This is a genomic window from Vallicoccus soli (assembly GCF_003594885.1).
GTDB classification, from domain to species: domain Bacteria; phylum Actinomycetota; class Actinomycetes; order Motilibacterales; family Motilibacteraceae; genus Vallicoccus; species Vallicoccus soli.
In genome coordinates this window covers 256,258-274,186 of the sequence record NZ_QZEZ01000002.1, presented here as the reverse complement: position 1 = coordinate 274,186, position 17,929 = coordinate 256,258, and the positions used below count along the sequence as shown (strand labels likewise).

General features: G+C 78.8%; 20 protein-coding genes. 11 read left to right on the top strand and 9 right to left on the bottom strand.

Going from position 1 to position 17,929, the window contains the following annotated elements; translation table 11 throughout:
* The first annotated feature begins 6 nt into the window (after nucleotides 1-6).
* Entirely contained in the window at nucleotides 7-1,272 is a 1,266-nt protein-coding gene (locus tag D5H78_RS06450) for a glycosyltransferase family 4 protein (RefSeq protein WP_119949604.1), read from the top strand.
* Here the strand turns inward: D5H78_RS06450 and D5H78_RS06445 are convergent.
* Complete coding sequence (locus tag D5H78_RS06445; protein WP_119949603.1) at nucleotides 1,158-2,450, bottom strand: hypothetical protein; 1,293 nt, start codon at nucleotides 2,448-2,450, stop codon at nucleotides 1,158-1,160. The two genes, D5H78_RS06450 and D5H78_RS06445, sit on opposite strands and share 115 nt — an antisense overlap.
* Entirely contained in the window at nucleotides 2,447-3,457 is a 1,011-nt protein-coding gene (locus D5H78_RS06440; protein ID WP_218566308.1) for a glycosyltransferase family 2 protein, read from the bottom strand. The genes D5H78_RS06445 and D5H78_RS06440 overlap by 4 nt, the downstream gene beginning before the upstream one ends.
* Before the next feature lie 52 nt (nucleotides 3,458-3,509).
* On the opposite strand from D5H78_RS06440, the gene D5H78_RS06435 reads away from it, so the two are divergent.
* The 7 genes from D5H78_RS06435 to D5H78_RS06405 all read left to right on the top strand — a co-directional run bounded on the left by D5H78_RS06435 (nucleotide 3,510) and on the right by D5H78_RS06405 (nucleotide 8,633).
* Nucleotides 3,510-4,208: a class I SAM-dependent methyltransferase gene (locus D5H78_RS06435; RefSeq protein WP_119949602.1), complete on the top strand. Its 699-nt coding sequence runs from the start codon at nucleotides 3,510-3,512 to the stop codon at nucleotides 4,206-4,208.
* Between the two features lie 43 nt (nucleotides 4,209-4,251).
* The gene (locus D5H78_RS06430; RefSeq protein ID WP_119949601.1) at nucleotides 4,252-4,665 is read left to right on the top strand and encodes a hypothetical protein; all 414 of its coding nucleotides are present in this window, start codon (nucleotides 4,252-4,254) and stop codon (nucleotides 4,663-4,665) included.
* A 73-nt stretch (nucleotides 4,666-4,738) separates the two neighbouring features.
* Nucleotides 4,739-5,167: an SRPBCC family protein gene (locus tag D5H78_RS06425; protein WP_119949600.1), complete on the top strand. Its 429-nt coding sequence runs from the start codon at nucleotides 4,739-4,741 to the stop codon at nucleotides 5,165-5,167.
* Nucleotides 5,168-5,174: 7 nt separating this feature from the next.
* Nucleotides 5,175-6,215, top strand: coding sequence for an ArsA family ATPase (locus tag D5H78_RS06420; protein ID WP_119949599.1), 1,041 nt, complete (start codon nucleotides 5,175-5,177; stop codon nucleotides 6,213-6,215).
* Nucleotides 6,212-6,859, top strand: a complete 648-nt coding sequence (locus D5H78_RS06415) for a hypothetical protein (protein WP_133412009.1) — start codon at nucleotides 6,212-6,214, stop codon at nucleotides 6,857-6,859. The genes D5H78_RS06420 and D5H78_RS06415 overlap by 4 nt, the downstream gene beginning before the upstream one ends.
* The gene (locus D5H78_RS06410) at nucleotides 6,856-7,830 is read left to right on the top strand and encodes an ROK family glucokinase (protein ID WP_119949597.1); all 975 of its coding nucleotides are present in this window, start codon (nucleotides 6,856-6,858) and stop codon (nucleotides 7,828-7,830) included. The genes D5H78_RS06415 and D5H78_RS06410 overlap by 4 nt, the downstream gene beginning before the upstream one ends.
* A complete protein-coding gene (locus D5H78_RS06405; protein WP_119949596.1) occupies nucleotides 7,827-8,633 on the top strand; it encodes an endonuclease/exonuclease/phosphatase family protein in 807 nt (268 codons plus the stop codon). Before D5H78_RS06410 ends, D5H78_RS06405 begins: the two co-directional genes overlap by 4 nt.
* A 24-nt stretch (nucleotides 8,634-8,657) precedes the next feature.
* Here the strand turns inward: D5H78_RS06405 and D5H78_RS06400 are convergent, their stop codons facing one another.
* The 6 genes from D5H78_RS06400 to D5H78_RS06375 all read right to left on the bottom strand — a co-directional run bounded on the left by D5H78_RS06400 (nucleotide 8,658) and on the right by D5H78_RS06375 (nucleotide 14,067).
* Nucleotides 8,658-8,822, bottom strand: coding sequence for a DUF3072 domain-containing protein (locus D5H78_RS06400; protein WP_165865625.1), 165 nt, complete (start codon nucleotides 8,820-8,822; stop codon nucleotides 8,658-8,660).
* A gap of 66 nt (nucleotides 8,823-8,888) precedes the next feature.
* Entirely contained in the window at nucleotides 8,889-9,737 is an 849-nt protein-coding gene (locus tag D5H78_RS06395) for an ABC transporter ATP-binding protein (RefSeq protein ID WP_119949594.1), read from the bottom strand.
* On the bottom strand, nucleotides 9,734-10,819 hold the full coding sequence (locus D5H78_RS06390) for a FecCD family ABC transporter permease (RefSeq protein ID WP_218566307.1): 1,086 nt from the start codon (nucleotides 10,817-10,819) through the stop codon (nucleotides 9,734-9,736). Before D5H78_RS06390 ends, D5H78_RS06395 begins: the two co-directional genes overlap by 4 nt.
* Nucleotides 10,816-11,874 (bottom strand): FecCD family ABC transporter permease, encoded by a 1,059-nt coding sequence (locus D5H78_RS06385; RefSeq protein WP_119949593.1) that lies wholly within the window; start codon nucleotides 11,872-11,874, stop codon nucleotides 10,816-10,818. The genes D5H78_RS06390 and D5H78_RS06385 overlap by 4 nt, the downstream gene beginning before the upstream one ends.
* 104 nt (nucleotides 11,875-11,978) lie before the next feature.
* Entirely contained in the window at nucleotides 11,979-13,205 is a 1,227-nt protein-coding gene (locus tag D5H78_RS06380) for an ornithine cyclodeaminase, nickel-pincer nucleotide-dependent (RefSeq protein WP_119949919.1), read from the bottom strand.
* Nucleotides 13,206-13,239: 34 nt separating this feature from the next.
* Complete coding sequence (locus tag D5H78_RS06375) at nucleotides 13,240-14,067, bottom strand: hypothetical protein (RefSeq protein WP_119949592.1); 828 nt, start codon at nucleotides 14,065-14,067, stop codon at nucleotides 13,240-13,242.
* Nucleotides 14,068-14,184: 117 nt separating this feature from the next.
* On the opposite strand from D5H78_RS06375, the gene D5H78_RS06370 reads away from it, so the two are divergent.
* From D5H78_RS06370 to D5H78_RS06360, 3 genes are read left to right on the top strand one after another with little or no spacing between them, the layout of a single operon-like run.
* Entirely contained in the window at nucleotides 14,185-14,913 is a 729-nt protein-coding gene (locus D5H78_RS06370; protein WP_119949591.1) for a lysophospholipid acyltransferase family protein, read from the top strand.
* A gap of 21 nt (nucleotides 14,914-14,934) precedes the next feature.
* Nucleotides 14,935-16,047: a MacS family sensor histidine kinase gene (macS, locus tag D5H78_RS06365; protein WP_119949590.1), complete on the top strand. Its 1,113-nt coding sequence runs from the start codon at nucleotides 14,935-14,937 to the stop codon at nucleotides 16,045-16,047.
* A gap of 17 nt (nucleotides 16,048-16,064) precedes the next feature.
* Nucleotides 16,065-16,709, top strand: a complete 645-nt coding sequence (locus D5H78_RS06360) for a response regulator transcription factor (protein WP_119949918.1) — start codon at nucleotides 16,065-16,067, stop codon at nucleotides 16,707-16,709.
* 25 nt (nucleotides 16,710-16,734) lie between these two features.
* On the opposite strand, the gene D5H78_RS06355 is transcribed toward D5H78_RS06360, so the two are convergent.
* Nucleotides 16,735-17,898: an osmoprotectant NAGGN system M42 family peptidase gene (locus D5H78_RS06355; protein ID WP_218566304.1), complete on the bottom strand. Its 1,164-nt coding sequence runs from the start codon at nucleotides 17,896-17,898 to the stop codon at nucleotides 16,735-16,737.
* Nucleotides 17,899-17,929: the final 31 nt, after the last annotated feature.

Below are 17,929 nucleotides of genomic sequence, written 5' to 3'. Positions count from 1 at the left end.
CGGGGCGTGCCCCAGCCGACCCGCGCGCGTGCGCGCCGCACCCTCGTCGTGACCAACGACTTCCCGCCGCGCCAGGGCGGGATCCAGTCGTTCGTGGCGGCCCTGCTGGAGCGGCTGCCGCCCGAGCGCGTCGTCGTCTACGCGTCGCGGTCCGAGGGCGACGCGGCGCACGACGCCGCGCTGCCCTACCCGGTGCACCGGGACCGCTCGCGGGTGCTGCTGCCCACCCCGCGGGTGGCGCGGCGGGCGCAGCGACTGCTGCGCGAGGAGGGCTGCGACAGCGTGCTGTTCGGCGCCTCGGTGCCGCTGGGCCTGCTCGCGCCGGGGCTGCGCCGCGCGGGCGCGCGCCGGCTCGTCGCCCTGACCCACGGGCACGAGACGTGGTGGGCGCGCGTCCCGGGCGCGCGGGCGGCGCTGCGGCGGGTCGGCGCCGGCACGGACGCGCTGACGTACCTCGGCGAGTGGACCCGCTCGCAGATCGCTCCGGCGCTCGCCCCCGCCGACGCCGCGCGGATGGTGCGCCTGCCCCCGGGCGTGGACGTCGACCGCTTCCGCCCCGGGGCGGGGGGTGCGGCCGTCCGGGCGCGGCTCGGCGTCCCCGGGGACCGGCCGGTGGCCGTCTGCGTGTCGCGCCTCACCCCGCGCAAGGGCCAGGACGTGCTCGTGCGCGCCTGGCCCGAGGTGCTCCGCCGCGTCCCGGGGGCGCTGCTGCTGCTCGTCGGGGGCGGGTCGGACCGGCCGCGGCTCGAGCGGATGGTCCGCGACGGCGGGCTCGAGGGCGACGTGCTGCTCGCGGGGCCGGCGCCGGAGGGCGAGCTGCCGGCCTGGTACGACGCGGGCGACGTCTTCGCGATGCCCTGCCGTGACCGCCGCCGGGGCCTGGAGCGCGAGGGCCTCGGGATGGTCTTCCTCGAGGCGTCCGCCACCGGCCTGCCGGTCGTCGTGGGCGACTCCGGCGGTGCGCGCGACGCCCTGCTCGACGGGCGCACCGGCGTGCTCGTCGACGGGCGCGACGCCGCCGCCGTGGCCCGGGCCGTGGGCGACCTGCTCGCCGACCCCGCCCGGGCGCGGGCCATGGGCGGGCGCGGCCGCGCCTGGACCGAGGAGCAGTGGCGCTGGGAGGGCCTCGTCGCCCGTCTCGACGCCCTGCTGGACCCTCAGGCGGAGGTCGAGACCCGCTCTCGACCGGAGGTCGAGGGTGAGGGCGCGGCGGGCGCGGACAGCCCGAGCGCGACGAGCAGGAGCACGCCGGAGAGCCAGAACTGGTTGTAGAAGGCCTGCTTGTTGACCAGGTTCAGCACGAGCAGGAGCAGCGCCCACAGCAGCGCGAGCCGCGCGGGCGCGGGCTGCTCGCGGCGCACCACGAGCGCGGTGCCGAGCACGGCGACGAGGGTCACGAGCCCGGTGAGCCAGAACGGCGGCTCGTGCCCCTCGCGCAGCAGCGCGATGTAGAGGTTCGGCGACAGCGGCAGCGGCGGGTAGTCGAGCAGCAGCACCACCGTGTCGTGCAGGAAGGCCCCGAGGTCCGCCACGACGAACGGCAGGCACAGCAGGCCGGCCACCGCGGCGGCGGCGGCCGCCCGTACGGGCCCCACGGGGCGCCAGGCGGCGAGCGACGGCAGGAGCAGGGCGAGGTGCTGCTTCGTCGCGAGCCCGGCCGCGAGGGCGCCGACCGCCCCGCCGCGCCGCCCGCCGCCGGCCAGGACGAGCACCGCGGTCAGGGCGCAGAGCAGCAGCGGCTCGGTCCAGGCCTGCTCGGTCTGCACCAGCTGGCCGGGGGTGAGCCACAGCAGCGGCACCAGCGGGCGCGCCGCAGGGCGGCGCCGGGCCAGCAGCCAGCCGGCGAGGAGCAGCGCGAGCAGCAGCCCCCACCGCACGTCGCCGAGCAGCCACTGCACGGGGGCGAGGAGCACCGCCGTCATCGGCAGGTAGGTGAAGGCGTCGCCGACGCCGGGGGAGCCGTACCAGTCGGTCGTGTAGGGGTTGTCGCCGGTGAGCAGGCCGGCGGCGGCGCGGTCGACGGAGTACCAGACGTCGATGCGCGGGACGGGGTCGTACCGGACGGCGAGGGACGTCGTCACGACGAGCGAGGCCCCGGCGACGGCCACGGCCGCCCCGGCGCGGCGCACGAGGAGCAGGGCCGCCGCGGCGACGGCACCGCCCGCGGCGACCGCCGCCGACGCCTGCTGCACGTCGGCGGGCAGGTAGCCGAACCACCGCCCCTGCAGCGCCGCGACGGCGCAGGCGACGAGCGCCGCGGGCGCGGCCCAGCCCGGGAGCGGCCCGAGCCCCGAGCGCCGGGTCGCCACGAGCAGGGCGAGCAGCGCCGGCGCGGCCAGGCCCAGCACCAGCACGGTCAGCGGCTCCCAGCGGGCGATCGAGTGCTGGTTCGCCGCGGACAGGGCCACCCACCCCGCGAGCAGCAGGACGGCGCCGGCGCGCGCCCTCACCGCTGCCACGAGGCCGGGCGGGTCGGCCGGCGCTCGTCCGCGGTGTCGCTGGCCACGAGGTACGGCGGGCGGTGCTGCGCCTCGGCGTAGAGGCGGCCGACGTACTCCCCGAGCAGGCCCAGGCAGAGCAGCTGCACGGCGCCGACGAAGAGCACCGCGACGAACGTCGAGGCCCAGCCCGGCACCGTCGCGCCGGACAGGTGCGCGCCGACGGCGGTGAGCATCGCGAGCAGGCAGACCAGGCTGCCGAGGACGCCGCACCAGGTGGCCACGCGCAGCGGCCGGGCGCTGAAGGAGGTGAGGCTGTCGGTGCCGAGGCGGACCATGCGCGCCAGGGGGTACTTCGAGGTGCCCGCCGCCCGCTCGTCGCGGCGGTAGGCCACCACCGTGCTCGGGTGGCCGAGCCACGGCACGAGCAGGCGGTAGACCCGGTGCCGCTCGGGCAGCGCCGCGAGCTCGTCGACCACGCGCCGGCTCAGCAGCCGGAAGTCGCCGGCGTCCGCGGGCACGTCGGCGCCGGCCTCGCGGCGCATGAGCCCGTAGTAGAGGCCGGCGGTGCGCCGCTTGAACCAGGTGTCGCTCGTGCGGTCGTCGCGCACGCCGTAGACGACGTCGACGCCCTCCCGCCGCGCCGCCGTGAGCATCACCGGCACCAGCTCGGGCGGGTCCTGCAGGTCCGCGTCGATGCTCGCCACCCAGGCGCCGCGGCTGCGGTCGAGCCCCGCGGTCAGCGCCGCCTGGTGCCCGCAGTTGCGGCGCAGGCGGACCACCCGCAGCTGCGGCCACCCGGCGCGCAGCGCCTCGAGCAGGCGCGGGGTCGCGTCGCGGCTGCCGTCGTCGACGACCACGACCTCGTACGGCTCCCCGAGCGGGTCGAGCGCGGCGCGCAGCCGGGCGGCGAAGAGCTCGAGCACGTCCTCCTCGTCGTACACGGGGACGACGACGCTCAGCTCCAGCGGCTGCGGCGGCTGCGGCGGCTGCGGCGGCGGCGGCGGCGGGGGCTGCACTGCGGACCGGGACAGCGGGGGCTCCTCGCGCGCTGGTGCAGGATGGCTCGCCGTGGAGGCTACCGAGGTCCGCAAGCTGGCCGCGCTGGAGGACCGCCACTGGTGGTACGCCGAGCGCCGCGCCCTGCTGCGCCGGCGGGTCGCGGCCGCCGGCGCGCGCGGGCCCTCGCTCGACATCGGCGCCGCCGGGGGCGGCAACACGCGCGTGCTGCGCGAGCTCGGCCTGGCGCCGGTCGCGCTCGAGCACGGGGCGGAGGGCGCCGAGGTGGCCCGCGACCGCGGCCTCGACGTGGTCCGCGGGGACGCGCAGGCGCTGCCGGTCGCGTCCGGCGCCCTCGGCCTCGTCGTCGCGTTCGACGTCCTCGAGCACCTCGAGGACGACGCGGCGGCGGTGCGCGAGGTGGCGCGCGTGCTGCGCCCCGGCGGCACCTTCCTCGTCGCGGTCCCCGCCGACATGCGGCTGTGGTCCGCGCACGACGAGGCGGTGGGCCACGTCCGCCGGTACGACCGCGCCGGGCTCGTCGCCGCCGTCGTCGCCGGCGGGCTCGTCGTGCAGGACGTGACGAGCTGGAACGTGCTGCTGCGCCCGGCGGTCCGGTTCCGCCGCCGCGCGTCGACCGGCAGCGACCTCGACGACGTGCCCGCGCCGCTCAACGCCGCCCTGCGCTCGGTCGTCGTCGCCGAGCGGGTGCTGCCCGTCGGGCGGCTGCCCGGGGTCTCGCTCCTGCTCACGGCGCGCAGGCCGGCGTAGCGCGCCGCTCAAGCCGGGGCCGTCGACGGCCGACCCCCGTGGAGTGAGCACCGGTACGTCCGCCCCCGCGCGCTGCCCGTCCTGCGGCACGCCCCCCGCGCCCGGGGCCGCGTGGTGCCTGCTCTGCTACGCGCCCTTCGCGGCCCGGCAGGACGTGGACGCCCCGGAGGCGGCCCCGGGGACCGCGGGCGCTGCGCCGGTGCCCCCGGGCGGAGCCGCCGCGGCCCCGCTGGACGCCCCCGGGCGGCGGGACGACGCGCCCGACGACCTCGCCGAGCGGGCCGACGCGCTGCTCGCCCGGCTCGCCGCGGAGACCGCCGCGCCGCCCGTGGCCGGGCCGCTGGCGCCCCTGCTCGGGACCCGCGCCGGGCGGGCCGGGCTGGCCGCGGGGCTCGTCGTCGTGCTGTCCGTGGCGCTCGTCGTCGCCCTCTCCGTGCTCGGCGCGGTGCTCGGCTGAGGCGCCCCGGGTGACGCTGTAGCCTTCCCGGCGACGATCCGGCGCCACCTGGCGCCCCGGCGGGAGGCAGGTCATGGCGGACCGGACCGAGTCGAGCACGACGGTCGGGGCCAGCCCCGCGCAGGTCATGGCGGTCATCGCCGACATGGAGGCGTACCCGGACTGGAACGCCGAGGTGAAGCGGGTCGAGGTGCTCAGCCGGCACGCCGACGGGCGCCCCGAGCGGGTCCGCTTCGTCCTCGACGCCGGCCTCATCAAGGACACGTACGTCCTCGCCTACGCCTGGACCGAGGCCTCCACCTCGTGGTCGCTCGTCGAGGCCAGCACGCTCACGGCGATGGACGGCTCGTACGCGCTGCGCGAGGTGCCCGGCGGCACCGACGTGACCTACCGGCTCACCGTGGACGTGAAGGTCCCGATGCTCGGGATCATGAAGCGCAAGGCCGAGCAGGTGGTCGTCGACCGCGCCCTCAAGGGCCTCAAGCAGCGCGTCGAGGGCTGAGCCCCGCGTGCGGGCCCTCCTCCTCACCGGGAGCGGCGGCGCCGGGACGAGCACCCTCGCCCGGGCCGCCGCCGCCCGCGCGCGCGCCGAGGGCGCCGACGCGCGGCTGCTCGCGGCGCCGCCGGACGCGGCGCCGGGCGCGGCCGCCTGGGCCGACGTCCTCGCGGTCGGCGCCGCCCTGACGGGGGTGCCCGTCCCGGCGGGCCTCGGCCCCGAGGAGCTGCCCGCGCTGCCGCTCACCGAGGACGTGCGGCTGCTCCTCGCCCTCGCCGCCGCCCTCGACGGCGCGGGCGACCTCGTCGTCGCGGACCTGGGCCCGCTGCCCGCCGCCCGGCGCCTGCTCGCCCTGCCCGGCGCCCTCGCGGGGTGGGTGGACGCGCTCGCCCCCGTCGACGCGCGGCTCGCCCGCGCGCTGGCCGCCCGGGGGCCCGGCGCCCTCGAGGCCCTGGACCGCCTGCGCCGCGCGCTCGACGCCCCCGACCTCCCGGCGAGGTCGAGCCTGCGGGTCGTCGTGCGCCCCGAGGCGGCCGCGGTGGACGAGGCGCTCGCCGCGCTGCCGGCCCTCGCGCTGCTCGGGCACCCCGCGCAGCGGCTCGTCGCCTCGCGGGTGGCCCCGGGCGGCGGCGACGACCTGTGGCGGCACGCGGTCGCCGCGCAGCACGCCGAGCAGGTGCGCCGGCTGCGCGACGCGGCGCCCGTGCCCGTCGACGTCGCGCCGTGGGCGCCGCGCCCGCCCGCCGACGCGGCCGCGCTCGCCGCGCTCGGCGCGCAGGCGCTGCCGGGGGTGCTCGACGCCCCGGCGCCCCCGCTGGTCGTCGAGCCGGCGGGTGAGGGGTACGTCCTGCGCCTCGCCCTGCCCCTCGCGCGCCGCGACGACCTGCTGCTCGGGCGCGTCGAGGACGACCTCGTGCTCGCGCTCGGCGCGCTGCGCCGCCGGCTGCCGCTGCCCGCGGCGCTGCGCCGGTGCACCGTGGAGGGCGCCGCGCTGCGCGGCGGGGAGCTCACGGTGCGCTTCCGGCCCGACCCAGCGCTGTGGCGGACGGCGTGAGCGAGCCCGCGGGCGCCGCGGGGCTGGCGGCCGAGGCCCTGCGCCTGCTCGCCGCCCTCGTCCCGCCCGAGCCGCAGGGGTCGCCGCACCGGCCGCCGTCCGACGTGCCGCCGGGCGTCCCGCACGACGGGCCGCACGACGTCCCGCACGACGGGCCGCAGGACGGGCCGCACGGGGACGGGACCTGCCGGGCCTGCCCGGTGTGCCGGCTGCTCGCCGCCCTGCGCGAGACCCGCCCCGAGGTCGTCGAGCACCTCGGCGACGCGGCGACGAGCCTGCTCGCCGCCCTGCAGGCCTTCCGCGCGCCCGGGCCCGCGGCGCCCGCCGGCGCCCGGCCCGGCGACGGCCCGCGGACGGGCCACGACCCCGGGCCCGGTGACGGACCGGGCCCCGGGGGCGGACCGGGCTCCGGTGGCGGCCCCCGGCCCGGCGCCGACGGCCGGTCCGACCCGGCGCCCGCGCCCCGGCTGGCGCCCGTGCCGCTGGACCCCGACCCGCCGGCGGGCGAGGACCGCGCGGGCCCGCCGGGGCCGCAGCCCCCGCAGCGCTCGCAGACCCCGCAGACCCCGCAGCCCCAGCAGACCGAGCACCCCGAGCACCCCGAGCACCCCGAGCACCCCGACCCCGAGGAGCGGCAGCGATGACGGCCCAGACCGGACCGGCCCACACCATCGGCGTCGACGTCGGCGGCACGAAGGTGGCCGCCGGCCTCGTCGCGCCCGACGGCACGATCGTGGCCAAGACGCGGCGCTCCACGCCGCCGGGCGACACCGGCGCGGGCACGGTCGCGGCGATCGTCGACACCATCGAGGAGCTGCGCGCGGGGGCGCAGGAGGTGGAGGTCCGCGCCGTCGGCATCGGGGCGGCCGGGTTCGTCGACGTCCAGCGCACCACCGTCGTCTTCGCGCCCAACCTCGCCGAGTGGCCCGACGACCCGCTGGCCACGCAGGTGGAGGCCCGGGTCGGGCTGCGCACCGTCGTGGAGAACGACGCCAACGCCGCCGCCTGGGGCGAGGTCGAGCACGGCGCCGGGCGCGGCGAGGCGTACGTCGTGTGCATCACCGTCGGCACCGGCATCGGCGGCGGGATCGTGCTGGGCGGCGAGCTCTACCGCGGGCGCTGGGGCGTCGCCGCCGAGATCGGCCACCTGCGCGTCGTGCCGGGCGGGCGGCCCTGCGGGTGCGGCAACCGCGGCTGCTGGGAGCAGTACGCGAGCGGGCGCGCCCTCGTCCGCGAGGCCCGCACCCGCGCCGAGGAGGACCCGGACCTCGCCCTGGACCTGCTCGCCCTCGGCGACGGGACCATCGAGGGCATCGAGGGCCGGCACGTCACGGCCGCCGCGCAGAAGGGCGACCCGGTGGCGCTCGGCGCCTTCGAGGCCTGCGGCACGTGGCTCGGGCAGGGCATGGCCGACCTCGCCGCGATCCTCGACCCCGGCTGCTTCGTCATCGGCGGCGGCGTCTCCGAGGCCGGCGACGCGCTGCTGGAGCCGGCCCGCCGGGCGTTCCGCGCGGCGCTGACCGCCGGGAGCCACCGGCCGAACGCCGACGTGCGCCGGGCCGTGCTCGGCAACGACGCGGGCATCGTCGGCGCCGCGGCGCTGGCCCGCCGGTGAGCGCGCCCGGGCACGCGACCGGGGACGCGACCGGGACCGCCGCCGGGGGCGCGGGGACGCTGCGCCTGCTGAGCTGGAACGTCCGCTCGCTGCGCGACGACGTGGGGGCGGTCGTCGAGGTGCTGCGCGACCTGCGCCCCGACGTCGTCTGCCTGCAGGAGGCGCCGCGCTTCGGCCGCTGGCGGCACGCGCTGTCCGAGCTCGCGCGGCGCTCGGAGCTCTACGTGACCTGCGGCGGCGCGACGACCACCGGCCCGGCGCTGCTGACCTCGCTCGCCGTCGACGTGCGGGGGACGTACGAGGCGCGCCTGTCGCGCACGCCGCGCCTGCGCCACCGGCTGCACCGGCGCGGGCTCGCGGCGGCCCGGCTGCGCCTGCGCGGGGCGGAGTGGCTCGTCGCCAGCACGCACCTCGGCCTCGACGCGGGGGAGCGGGCGCGGCACGCCGCCGAGGTCGCCGGGCGCCTGGCGGCCTGGCGCGGTGACGGGAGCGCGGCCGTCGTCCTCGCCGGGGACCTCAACGAGGCGCCGGGCGGCCCGGTGTGGTCGCTGCTGGCCGGCGACGACGCGGTCGTCCCGGGCCTCGGTCTGCGCGACGCGCGGGCCGCGGCGCCGGACGGCGGCGACCTGACGTTCCCGGCCCGGGCGCCCCGCCGGCGCATCGACGCGGTGCTCGCCGGGGGGGCGCGGGTCGACGGCTGCGGCGTCCCGGAGCACCTCGACCCGGACCTGCTCGCCCGGGCCACCGACCACCGGCCGGTCCTCGCCCGGCTCACCGCGGCGCGGCCCGCCGCGGGGGAGTGACCCCCGCGCCGGGCTGCCGCGCCGTCAGCGCCCGAGGAGGGCGCGCAGCTCGGTGATGCGCTGGTCGGCCTCCGCGGCGCGCACGCCCTCGGGGACCTCCTCGCCCGCGGCGGCGGCGAGCTCGCGCAGCTCGGCGAGCTGCTCCGCGCCCGCGGGGCGCTCGTCGGCGGGGGTGCTGGGCTCGCTCACGGGTCCTCCCGGGTGGGGTCGTCCTCGACGCCCGGGAGCGTGCTCCGCCGGGGCCCGCCCCAACCCTCAGCGGCGGCGGCGCCCCACGGGCACCACGAGGGGACGGCCCGTGACGGGGTCGGGCAGGACCCGCGCGGCGAGGCCGAAGACCTCCTCGAGCAGCTCCGGCGTGAGCACGTCGCCGGGGGCTCCGGCCGCGACGACGCGCCCGCCGGCCATGACGACGAGCCGGTCGGCGTAGCGGGCGGCCAGGTTGAGGTCGTGCAGGACCATGACGACGGTCCGCCCGAGGGTGGCGTTGAGCTCGTCGACGAGGTCGAGCACGTCGACGGCGTGCGCCAGGTCGAGGTAGGTCGTGGGCTCGTCGAGCAGGAGCACGTCGGTGCCCTGCGCGAGGGCCATGGAGATCCAGGCGCGCTGGCGCTGCCCGCCCGAGAGCTCGTCGACGGGCCGGTCGGCGAGCTCGAGCATCCCGGTGCGGGTCAGCGCCTCGGCGACGTGCTCCTCGTCGTCGCGGGACCACTGGCGGAACCACGACTGGTGCGGGTGGCGCCCGCGCGCCACCAGGTCGCCGACGGTCAGCCCCTCGGGGGCGGTCGGCGCCTGCGGCAGCAGCCCGAGCACCTTGGCGACGTCGCGGGTGCGCAGCGCGTCGATCCGCTTGCCGTCGAGCAGCACCTGCCCGCCGCGCGGGGCCAGCAGGCGCCCGAGGGCGCGCAGCAGGGTGGACTTGCCGCAGCCGTTCGGACCGATCACCGCGGTCACCGTGCCCTCGACGACCTCGAGGTCGAGGCCGTCGACGACGACCCGCTCGCCGTAGCCGAGGGTCACGCCGCGCGCCTGCAGCCGCGCCCGGGGGGCGCGCAGGTCCTCGGGCACGCCGGGGTGCGGCGCGACGGGGGTGCTGGGGCTCATGCGCTGGCCTCCCGGGTGCGGCGGACGAGCAGGTGGAGCAGGTACGGCGCCCCGAGCGCGGCGGTCACGATGCCGACCGGCAGCTCGACGGGCAGGAGGGTGCGGGCCACGAGGTCGCCGCCCAGGACGATGGCGGCGCCGACGAGCGCGCTGGCCAGCAGCGGCGGCCCGGGGCTGCGCACGAGGCGCAGCGCGATCTGCGGCGCGCAGAGGGCCACGAAGGCGATGGGGCCGGCGCAGGCGGTGGCGACCGCGGCGAGGACCACGCCGGCGAGCAGCAGCGCGCCCTGCCCGAGCTGCAGGCGCACCCCGAGCCCGCGGGCGCTGTCGTCGCCGAGCGCGAGCGCCCGCAGCGCGAACGCGGCCACGAGCACGGCGCCGCCGACGACGACGAGCGCCACGAGCGCGGGCAGCACGTGCTCCCAGCCGCGGGCGTTGAGGCTGCCGGTGAGCCACACCTGGGCGCGCCCCGCGTCGGTGATCTCCGCGCGCAGCAGCAGCCAGGACGTCACCGAGCCCAGGGCCGCGCTGAACCCGATGCCGACGAGGACGAAGCGGAAGCCGTCGATGCCGCCGCGCCACGCCAGCGCGTACACCGCGACCCCGGTGAGCAGGCCGCCGAGCAGCGCGGAGAGCGGGAGGCCGACGTACGCGAGGGCGCCCCCGGCGGCGCCGCCGCCCAGGACGATGAGGGCGACCGCCGCGGCGCCGGCGCCGGCGGTGATGCCCAGCAGGTCGGGGCTGGCCAGCGGGTTGCGGGTGATGGTCTGCGTGAGCGCCCCGGCGAGCCCGAAGGACGCGCCGACGAGCAGCCCGGTCAGCGCGCGGGGCAGGCGCAGGTCCACCACGACGAAGCGCTCCGCGCCCTCGCCGCCGCCGGCGAGGATGCGCAGCACGTCGCCCAGGGGCAGGGCCAGGTCGCCGCGGGCCACGCCGAGCGCCACGAGCAGGGCGCAGAGCGCGGCGAGGACGAGCGGGACGAGGACGCCGCGGGGGGTCCAGGTGCCCGACACCGGGCCGAGGCGCACGGCGCGCCGGTGCGGCAGCGGCCCGGCCGGCGGGCGCTGCAGGGTGGCGCTCACAGGGCGGCCAGCTTGCGCCGGCGCACGAGCGCGACGAAGAACGGCGCGCCGACGACGGCCAGCACGATGCCGACCTGCAGCTCGCCGGGCCGGGCGACGACCCGGCCGACGACGTCGGCGGTGAGCAGCAGCAGGGCGCCGAGGAGCCCGGCGCAGGGGACGAGCCAGCGCTGGTCGGGCCCGGTCAGCGCGCGGGCCACGTGCGGCACGACGAGCCCGACGAAGGCGATCGGCCCGCAGGCGGCGGTCGCGGCGCCGGCGAGCAGGGTGATGGCCACGACGCCGACGACCCGGGTGGCGCGCACGTCCTGGCCGAGCCCGCGCGCGACGTCCTCGCCGAGGGACAGCGTGTTGAGGGCGGGGGCGTGCGCGAGCGACAGGACCAGGCCGAGCACGAGGAACGGCGCGAGCTGGCCGAGGACCTCCACGTCGCGCCCGGCGAGCGAGCCGACGTTCCAGAACCGGTACGCGTCGAGGGTGGTCACGTCGAGCAGCACCACCGCGCTGGTGAGGGCCTGCAGCAGGGCGCTGACGGCGGCGCCGGCGAGCGCGAGCGTCACGGGCGTGCCCCCGGCCGGGCCGGCCGAGCCGAGGACGAAGACGACGACGCTGGCGGCCAGGGCGCCGGCGAAGGCGAACCAGACGTACCCGAGCGCCGAGGTGACCCCCAGCAGGTAGATGGCGAGGACCACGGCGAAGGACGCGCCGAAGGTGACGCCGAGCAGCCCGGGGTCGGCCAGCGGGTTGCGGGTGTGGCCCTGGATGAGCGCGCCGGCGACCCCCAGCGCCGCGCCCACGGCGAGCCCGAGGACGGTGCGCGGGACGCGCAGCGAGCGCACGATGACGTCCTCGTCCGAGCCCGTGGGGGACCACAGGGCGGACCACACCTCGCCGAGGGGGATCGAGCGCGCGCCGACCGCGATGCTCGCGAGGACCACGACGACGAGCGCCGCGGTGACGGCGAGCAGGACGGCGACCCGCGCGCCGCGCGCCCGGGCGAGCCCCCGCGCCGGCGGGTCCGCCCGTACGGGGGCGGGGGGTGCCGCAGCGGTCATGGGTCGCGGTGCTCCAGCGGCTCGGGGAGGACGTACGCAGGTGAGCCTAACCTGAGCAGCTCCCCCCGGTCACCGTGACCGGCGCCCGGGCCCCCCGGCCCCGCTCAGCGCTGCGCGTCCCACCCCGGGACGAGCTCGCCGGCGAGGGTCTCGAGGAACAGCCCGATGTCGGTGACGATGCCCTGGGCCTGCGAGGAGCCGCGGTCCGAGAGCTTGGTGACCGTCGCGGGGTTGATGTCGACGCAGAAGAGCGGCACGCGCGCGGGCAGGAGGTTCCCCGTGGCGACGGAGTGCAGCATCGTCGCCACCATGACCGCGACGCCGACGTCGTGCAGCTCGCGGCGCATGGCGCGCTGGCCCTCGACGACGTCGGTGAGCACGTCGGGGAGCGGGCCGTCGTCGCGGACCGAGCCGACGAGGACGTACGGCGCGCCCTGGCGCACCAGCGCGTGCATGACCCCGCCCGTGAGCACGCCCTGCTCGACCGCCGCGGCGATCGACCCGGCGCGGCGGATGCGGTTGATGGCCCGGATGTGGTGCTCGTGGCCGTGGTCGACGCCGGCGCCGCGGGTCAGGTCCACCCCGAGCGAGGTGCCGTAGAGGGCGGACTCGATGTCGTGGGTGGCGAGGGCGTTGCCCGCGAAGAGGACGTCGACGAAGCCCGCCTCGACCAGCGCGACCATCGCCGGGGCGGCGCCGGTGTGCACGACCGCCGGGCCGGCCACCCAGAGCACCCGCTCGCCGCGGGCCTTGACCGCGCGGACCTCGTCGGCGACCTGGCGCACGAGCAGGGCCTGCGGCTTCTCGCTCGACACGACCGAGTTCATGAACTCGAACGCCTCCGCCGAGGAGCGCAGCTGCTGCGGCACCTCGACGCGCACGCCGCGCGCGCCGCAGACCACGAGCTCGCCGGCGCGCACGTCGCTCACCGCGACGGTGCGCGCCCGCCCGTCCGCGACGACGATGCCGCAGTCCATCTCCGGCGGCTCCACCGGCACCCACCGGCCCCCGAGGCGCACGGACGTCTCGAGGTTCGTCGTGGAGTAGAAGTCCTCCGGGAAGACCCCGTCGCCGTCGGTCGGGCGCAGCAGCGCGTCCGCGGCCTCGGCGAGGTTGACCCCGGCGCCCTGCAGGGTGCCGAGGAGCCGGGCCAGGGTCGCGGCGTCGTCGTGGCGCACGGTGAGGCGCGCGTACGACGCGTCGGGCTGGTCCTTGCCGACGTCGAACCGGTCGATCGTGTAGTCGGCGCCGTACTCCCGGATCGCGTCGAGCACGCCGGACAGCACGCCCGAGTCGATGAGGTGGCCCCGGATCTCGACGGTCTCGCTCATCCCGGCCACGCCGCTCCGCCTCCCGCCCGTCGGCTCAGACGACGGCGCCGTCGTCGGCGTCGCCGCGCCCGTCGCCCATGCGGGCCACGAGCACGACGAAGCCTCCCACGAAGGCGGCGACGCCGAGGAGCACCATCCAGCCCTCGAGGTCGAGGTCGAGGAGCACGGCGAGGAAGAAGAAGACGGGGGTGCCGAGCAGGCCCAGCCAGGCCCAGCGCGAGACCGCGTCCCCGCGGGGCAGCGGCGGCGGGGGCGGCGGGACGAAGTGCTCCTCGGGGTCGCGGCGCGGCGCCGGCTCCCCGCCCTCCGGGCGGCGGGGGCCCCAGTCGTCGTCGGGGTCGCCGGTCCCGTCCGCGTCCTCCCCGCCGGCGCCCGCCGGCGCCGCGTCGTCCGCGCGACGCCACCGCAGGCCGCGGGGGACGTCCTCGCGGGCCACGTCCTCCGCGTCCGGCCACGGGCCGGCGCCGGCCGGCGCCGGGGCGTCGTACGAGGCGACGAGCTGCGCCCACACCTCGTCGTCGCTCGGCGCGGCGGGGGGCGACGCGGGGGAGGAGGGGGACGCGGGCGCGGCGGGGCCCGCGGGACCCGCGGGGCCGCCCTCGAGGTCCTCGCGCGCCGCGGCGAGCAGGGTCCGGGCCCGCTCGCGCGAGCCGCTGTCGACGTAGACCCGGTCCAGGACGCTGCGCACGCGCGGCGCGACGATCTCGCTGGTGCGCCGCTCGCCCGCCGGGGCCGCGTACGCCGCGATGCCGGCGTCGGCGAGCAGGTCGAGCACGGCGTCGGCGACGTAGGGCTGCAGGTCGGCCAGGGGGACGTACGCCGCGGCGGTCAGCCCGTTGCCGCGGCCGGCGGGGCCGGCCACTCAGGGCCGCCCTGGGACCGGTCGGCGGGGGAGCGGCGGGCACGGCACCCGCGCATCGTCGCACGCGGGCACGGGCTTGCCATAGTGTTCACCGACACGGCTCGGCGGAGGTGGCGGATGTTCTACTGGGTGCTCAAGCACCTCCTGGTCGGGCCGGCCCTGCGGGTCGCGTTCCGGCCCGAGGTCGAGGGCCTGGAGAACGTGCCCGCCGAGGGGGCGGCGATCCTCGCCAGCAACCACCTCTCGTTCTCCGACTCGATCTTCCTGCCGCTCGTGCTCGACCGGCGGGTGACGTTCCTGGCGAAGTCCGACTACTTCACCGGCCGCGGGCTCAAGGGCCGTGCGACGGCGAAGTTCTTCGAGGCCGCGCGCCAGCTCCCGGTGGACCGCTCCGGCGGCCGCGCGAGCGAGGCGGCGCTGCGCACCGGGCTCAAGGTGCTGCGCTCGGGCGAGCTGCTCGGCATCTACCCCGAGGGCACCCGCTCCCCGGACGGGCGGCTCTACCGCGGCAAGACCGGCGTGGCCCGCATGGCGCTGGAGGGCCGGGTCCCCGTGATCCCGGTGGCGATGATCGACACCGAGAAGGCGCAGCCGCCCGGCCAGGTCATCCCCAAGGTCATGCGGGTGGGCGTGCGCATCGGCAGGCCGCTGGACTTCTCGCGCTACGAGGGCATGGAGGGCGACCGGTTCGTCCTGCGGTCCATCACCGACGAGGTCATGTACGAGCTCATGCAGCTCTCCGGGCAGGAGTACGTCGACGTGTACGCCGCGTCGGCCAAGGAGGCCCTCAAGCGCGCCGGCGGCTCCGGGGGCGGCACCTCCGCCGTGGACCGCCCCGCCGCCTGACCCGCCCCGCTCCGCGCGCCCGTGCCGGCGGTCGAGGTCCCGCTGTGGCGGGCGGTCGCGGTGTTCCGCGCCCTCGCGCTGGCGTACGCCGCCGCCGTCCTCGTCCGGGTGCAGGGCGAGCTGCCCCGGCCGGGCCTGGCGTGGGCGGTCGTGGCCGCGATGGCGCTGTGGACGGCCGCGGCCGTCCCGCTCTACGCCCGCGCCCCGCGCGACCGGGTGGCCGTGCTCGACGTCGTGCTCGCCGCGTGCGCCGTGCTCAGCACGGCCCTCGTCGACGCGCCCGAGCGGATCGACCGGGGCACGCAGACGCTGCCGATCGTCTGGCCCGCCGCCGCCGTCCTCGCCGCGGCGGTGGTCCGCGGCCCCTGGGCCGGCGCCGGGGCGGCCCTCGTGGTCGGCGCGGCGGGGCTCGCGGTGCGCGGCGAGCCCGCTCCGACGACGCTGCACAACGCGCTGCTGCTCCTCCTCGCCGGCGCGATCGTCGGCTGGGCCGTGCGCCGGGCCCGCGACGCGGAGGAGCGCCTGGCCCGCGAGCAGCGCCGGCTCGCGGCCGCGCAGGAGCGCGACCGGCTCGCGCGGGTGGTGCACGACGGGGTGCTCCAGGTGCTCGCCCTCGTCGGGCGGCGCGCCGGCGACGGCGTGGACCCCGCGCTGGCCCGGCTGGCCGCGGAGCAGGAGGCGGCGCTGCGCTCCCTCGTCGCCGGGCGGGCGGCGGCCCCGGGCGGCGCGAGCCGGGCGGCCGCCCCGCCGGCGGAGCTGGACCTCGTGGCGCTCGTACGGTCCCTGGCCGGCCCGGGCGCCCAGGTCGCCGCGCCGGCGGGGGCCGTGGAGCTGCCGGCCGCGACCGCGCGGGAGCTGGCCGCGGCGGTGGGGGCGGCGCTGGACAACGCGCGCCGGCACGCGCCGGGCGCGCCGGTGTGGGTGCTCGTGGACGACGAGGGGGACGCGGTGACGGTCGTGGTGCGCGACGAGGGGCCCGGCGTGGCCCCGGGGCGGCTCGAGGAGGCGGTGGCCGCCGGCCGGCTGGGCGTCGCGCAGTCCATCGTGGGCCGGGTGCGCGACCTCGGGGGCGCGGCCTCGGTGGCCTCCGCGCCGGGCACGGGCACCACGGTCGAGCTGCGGGTGCCGCGGTGAGCGCGGCGCTGCGGGTGATGGTCGTGGACGACCACCCGATGTGGCGCGACGCGGTGGCCCGCGACCTCGAGCAGGAGGGGTTCGCCGTCGTCGCCACGGCCGCCACCGGCGACGAGGCGCTGCGCCGGGTGCCCGCGGCGCGCCCGGACGTGCTCGTGCTCGACCTGCAGCTGCCCGGCGTCCCCGGCGTCGAGGTGGCGCGCCGGGTGACGGCGGGGGAGCCGCCGGTGCGGGTGCTGGTGCTGTCGGCGAGCGGGGAGCAGGGCGACGTGCTCGAGGCGGTGAAGGCGGGCGCCACCGGCTACCTCGTGAAGTCGGCGTCCCGCGAGGAGCTCGTCGCCGCCGTGCGGGCCACGGCTGAGGGCCGGGCCGTCTTCACGCCGGGGCTCGCGGGCCTGGTGCTCGGCGAGTACCGCCGCATGGCCGCCGCGCCCGCGGGCGAGGGCCCCGCGGCGCCCAGCCTCACCGCCCGGGAGACCGAGGTGCTGCGCGCCGTGGCGACCGGGGTGCCGTACAAGCAGGTCGCCGAGCGCCTCGGCATCAGCCACCGCACCGTGCAGAACCACGTGCAGAACGTCCTGGGCAAGCTGCAGCTGCACAACCGCTCGCAGCTCGTGCGGTACGCCCTCGAGCAGGGCCTCGACGGGGACCCGCGGACCTAGCAGGTCGCGGGGTCGGGGGACGGGCTCAGCCCCAGCGGCCGGGGCCGTGCTCGGGCTCCGGCTCGGCCGGCTGCACCGTGACGCTCGGGAACTCCTCGAGCGGGCCGGTCGGCGTCGCGTCCCACTCCTCGAAGGTCAGCGGCGACTGCAGGTAGAGCACGAGCAGCTCGGCCACGGCGCGCACCCCGTCGAGGTGCGTCCGCTCGTGCCCGTGGCTGGAGTCGATGCCGAAGCCGACGAGGGCGGTGCGCAGCTCGAGCCCGGACTCCACCGCCGGCGCCGCGTCGGAGCGGTAGAAGCGGTAGATGTCGCGGCGCACCGGCAGGTGGTGCTCGCGGGCGAGCGCGAGCAGGCGCCGCGTCAGGTGGTAGTCGAACGGGCCCGTCGAGTCGTGCATCCCGATGTTGACGGTCTCCTCGCGGGACTGCTGCCCGTCGGCGACGACCGCGTTGTCCACCGCGACGAGCTCGGCGACCGAGTCGTCGAGCCCGTGGGTCGCGCCGACGCCCACCTCCTCGCCGATGGTGACGAGCAGGTGCGCGGTCACGGGGATGCCCACCCCGGCCTCGGTGAGGGCCTTGTACGCCGCCAGGCACGCCGCCACGCCCGCCTTGTCGTCGAGGTGGCGGGACTTGACGAAGCCGTTGGGGGTGACCTGCGGCGAGGCGTCCAGCGCCACGAAGTCGCCGACCTGGATGCCGAGCGCGGCGAGGTCCGCGGCCCCGCCGACCGGCTCGTCGACGCGCACCTCGACGTGCTCCCAGCCCACGCCCTGCGTGTCGACCGCGTCGCCGTAGTTGTGCCCGCTCGACAGCAGCGGGATGACCGTGCCCGTGTAGATCGTCTCGAGGTCGTCGACGAAGATCGTCACGTGCGCGCCCTCGGCGAAGCGGGCGCTGTGCGTGCCGACGGGCACGACCTCGAGGCGGCCGTTGTCCTTGAGCCGCTTGACCATGCAGCCGATGGTGTCCGCGTGCACGGCGACGGCCCGGCTCGACCCGGGCAGCTCGCCGGGCAGCGTCGCGCGCAGCACGCCGCGGCGGGTCACCGTCGTGCTGACGCCGAGCTTGGTGAGGTGCTCGCCGACGAGCTGCATGACCGAGTCGGTGCGGCCCGAGGGGCTGGGCATGCGCAGCAGCTCGAGCATGGTCTCGCGGAGGTAGTCCTCGTCGATGGGCAGCAGGCGCACGGGGGCGAGCGTACGGCCTCGGGCGCCGGCG

Coding starts and splice junctions, on each gene's coding strand:
- D5H78_RS06395 (WP_119949594.1), bottom strand. CDS start 9,737: ATGAGCCCCAGCACCCCCGTCGCGCCGCACCCCGGCGTGCCCGAGGAC.
- D5H78_RS06425 (WP_119949600.1), top strand. CDS start 4,739: ATGGCGGACCGGACCGAGTCGAGCACGACGGTCGGGGCCAGCCCCGCG.
- D5H78_RS06380 (WP_119949919.1), bottom strand. CDS start 13,205: ATGAGCGAGACCGTCGAGATCCGGGGCCACCTCATCGACTCGGGCGTG.
- D5H78_RS06370 (WP_119949591.1), top strand. CDS start 14,185: ATGTTCTACTGGGTGCTCAAGCACCTCCTGGTCGGGCCGGCCCTGCGG.
- D5H78_RS06385 (WP_119949593.1), bottom strand. CDS start 11,874: ATGACCGCTGCGGCACCCCCCGCCCCCGTACGGGCGGACCCGCCGGCG.
- D5H78_RS06360 (WP_119949918.1), top strand. CDS start 16,065: ATGGTCGTGGACGACCACCCGATGTGGCGCGACGCGGTGGCCCGCGAC.
- D5H78_RS06410 (WP_119949597.1), top strand. CDS start 6,856: ATGACGGCCCAGACCGGACCGGCCCACACCATCGGCGTCGACGTCGGC.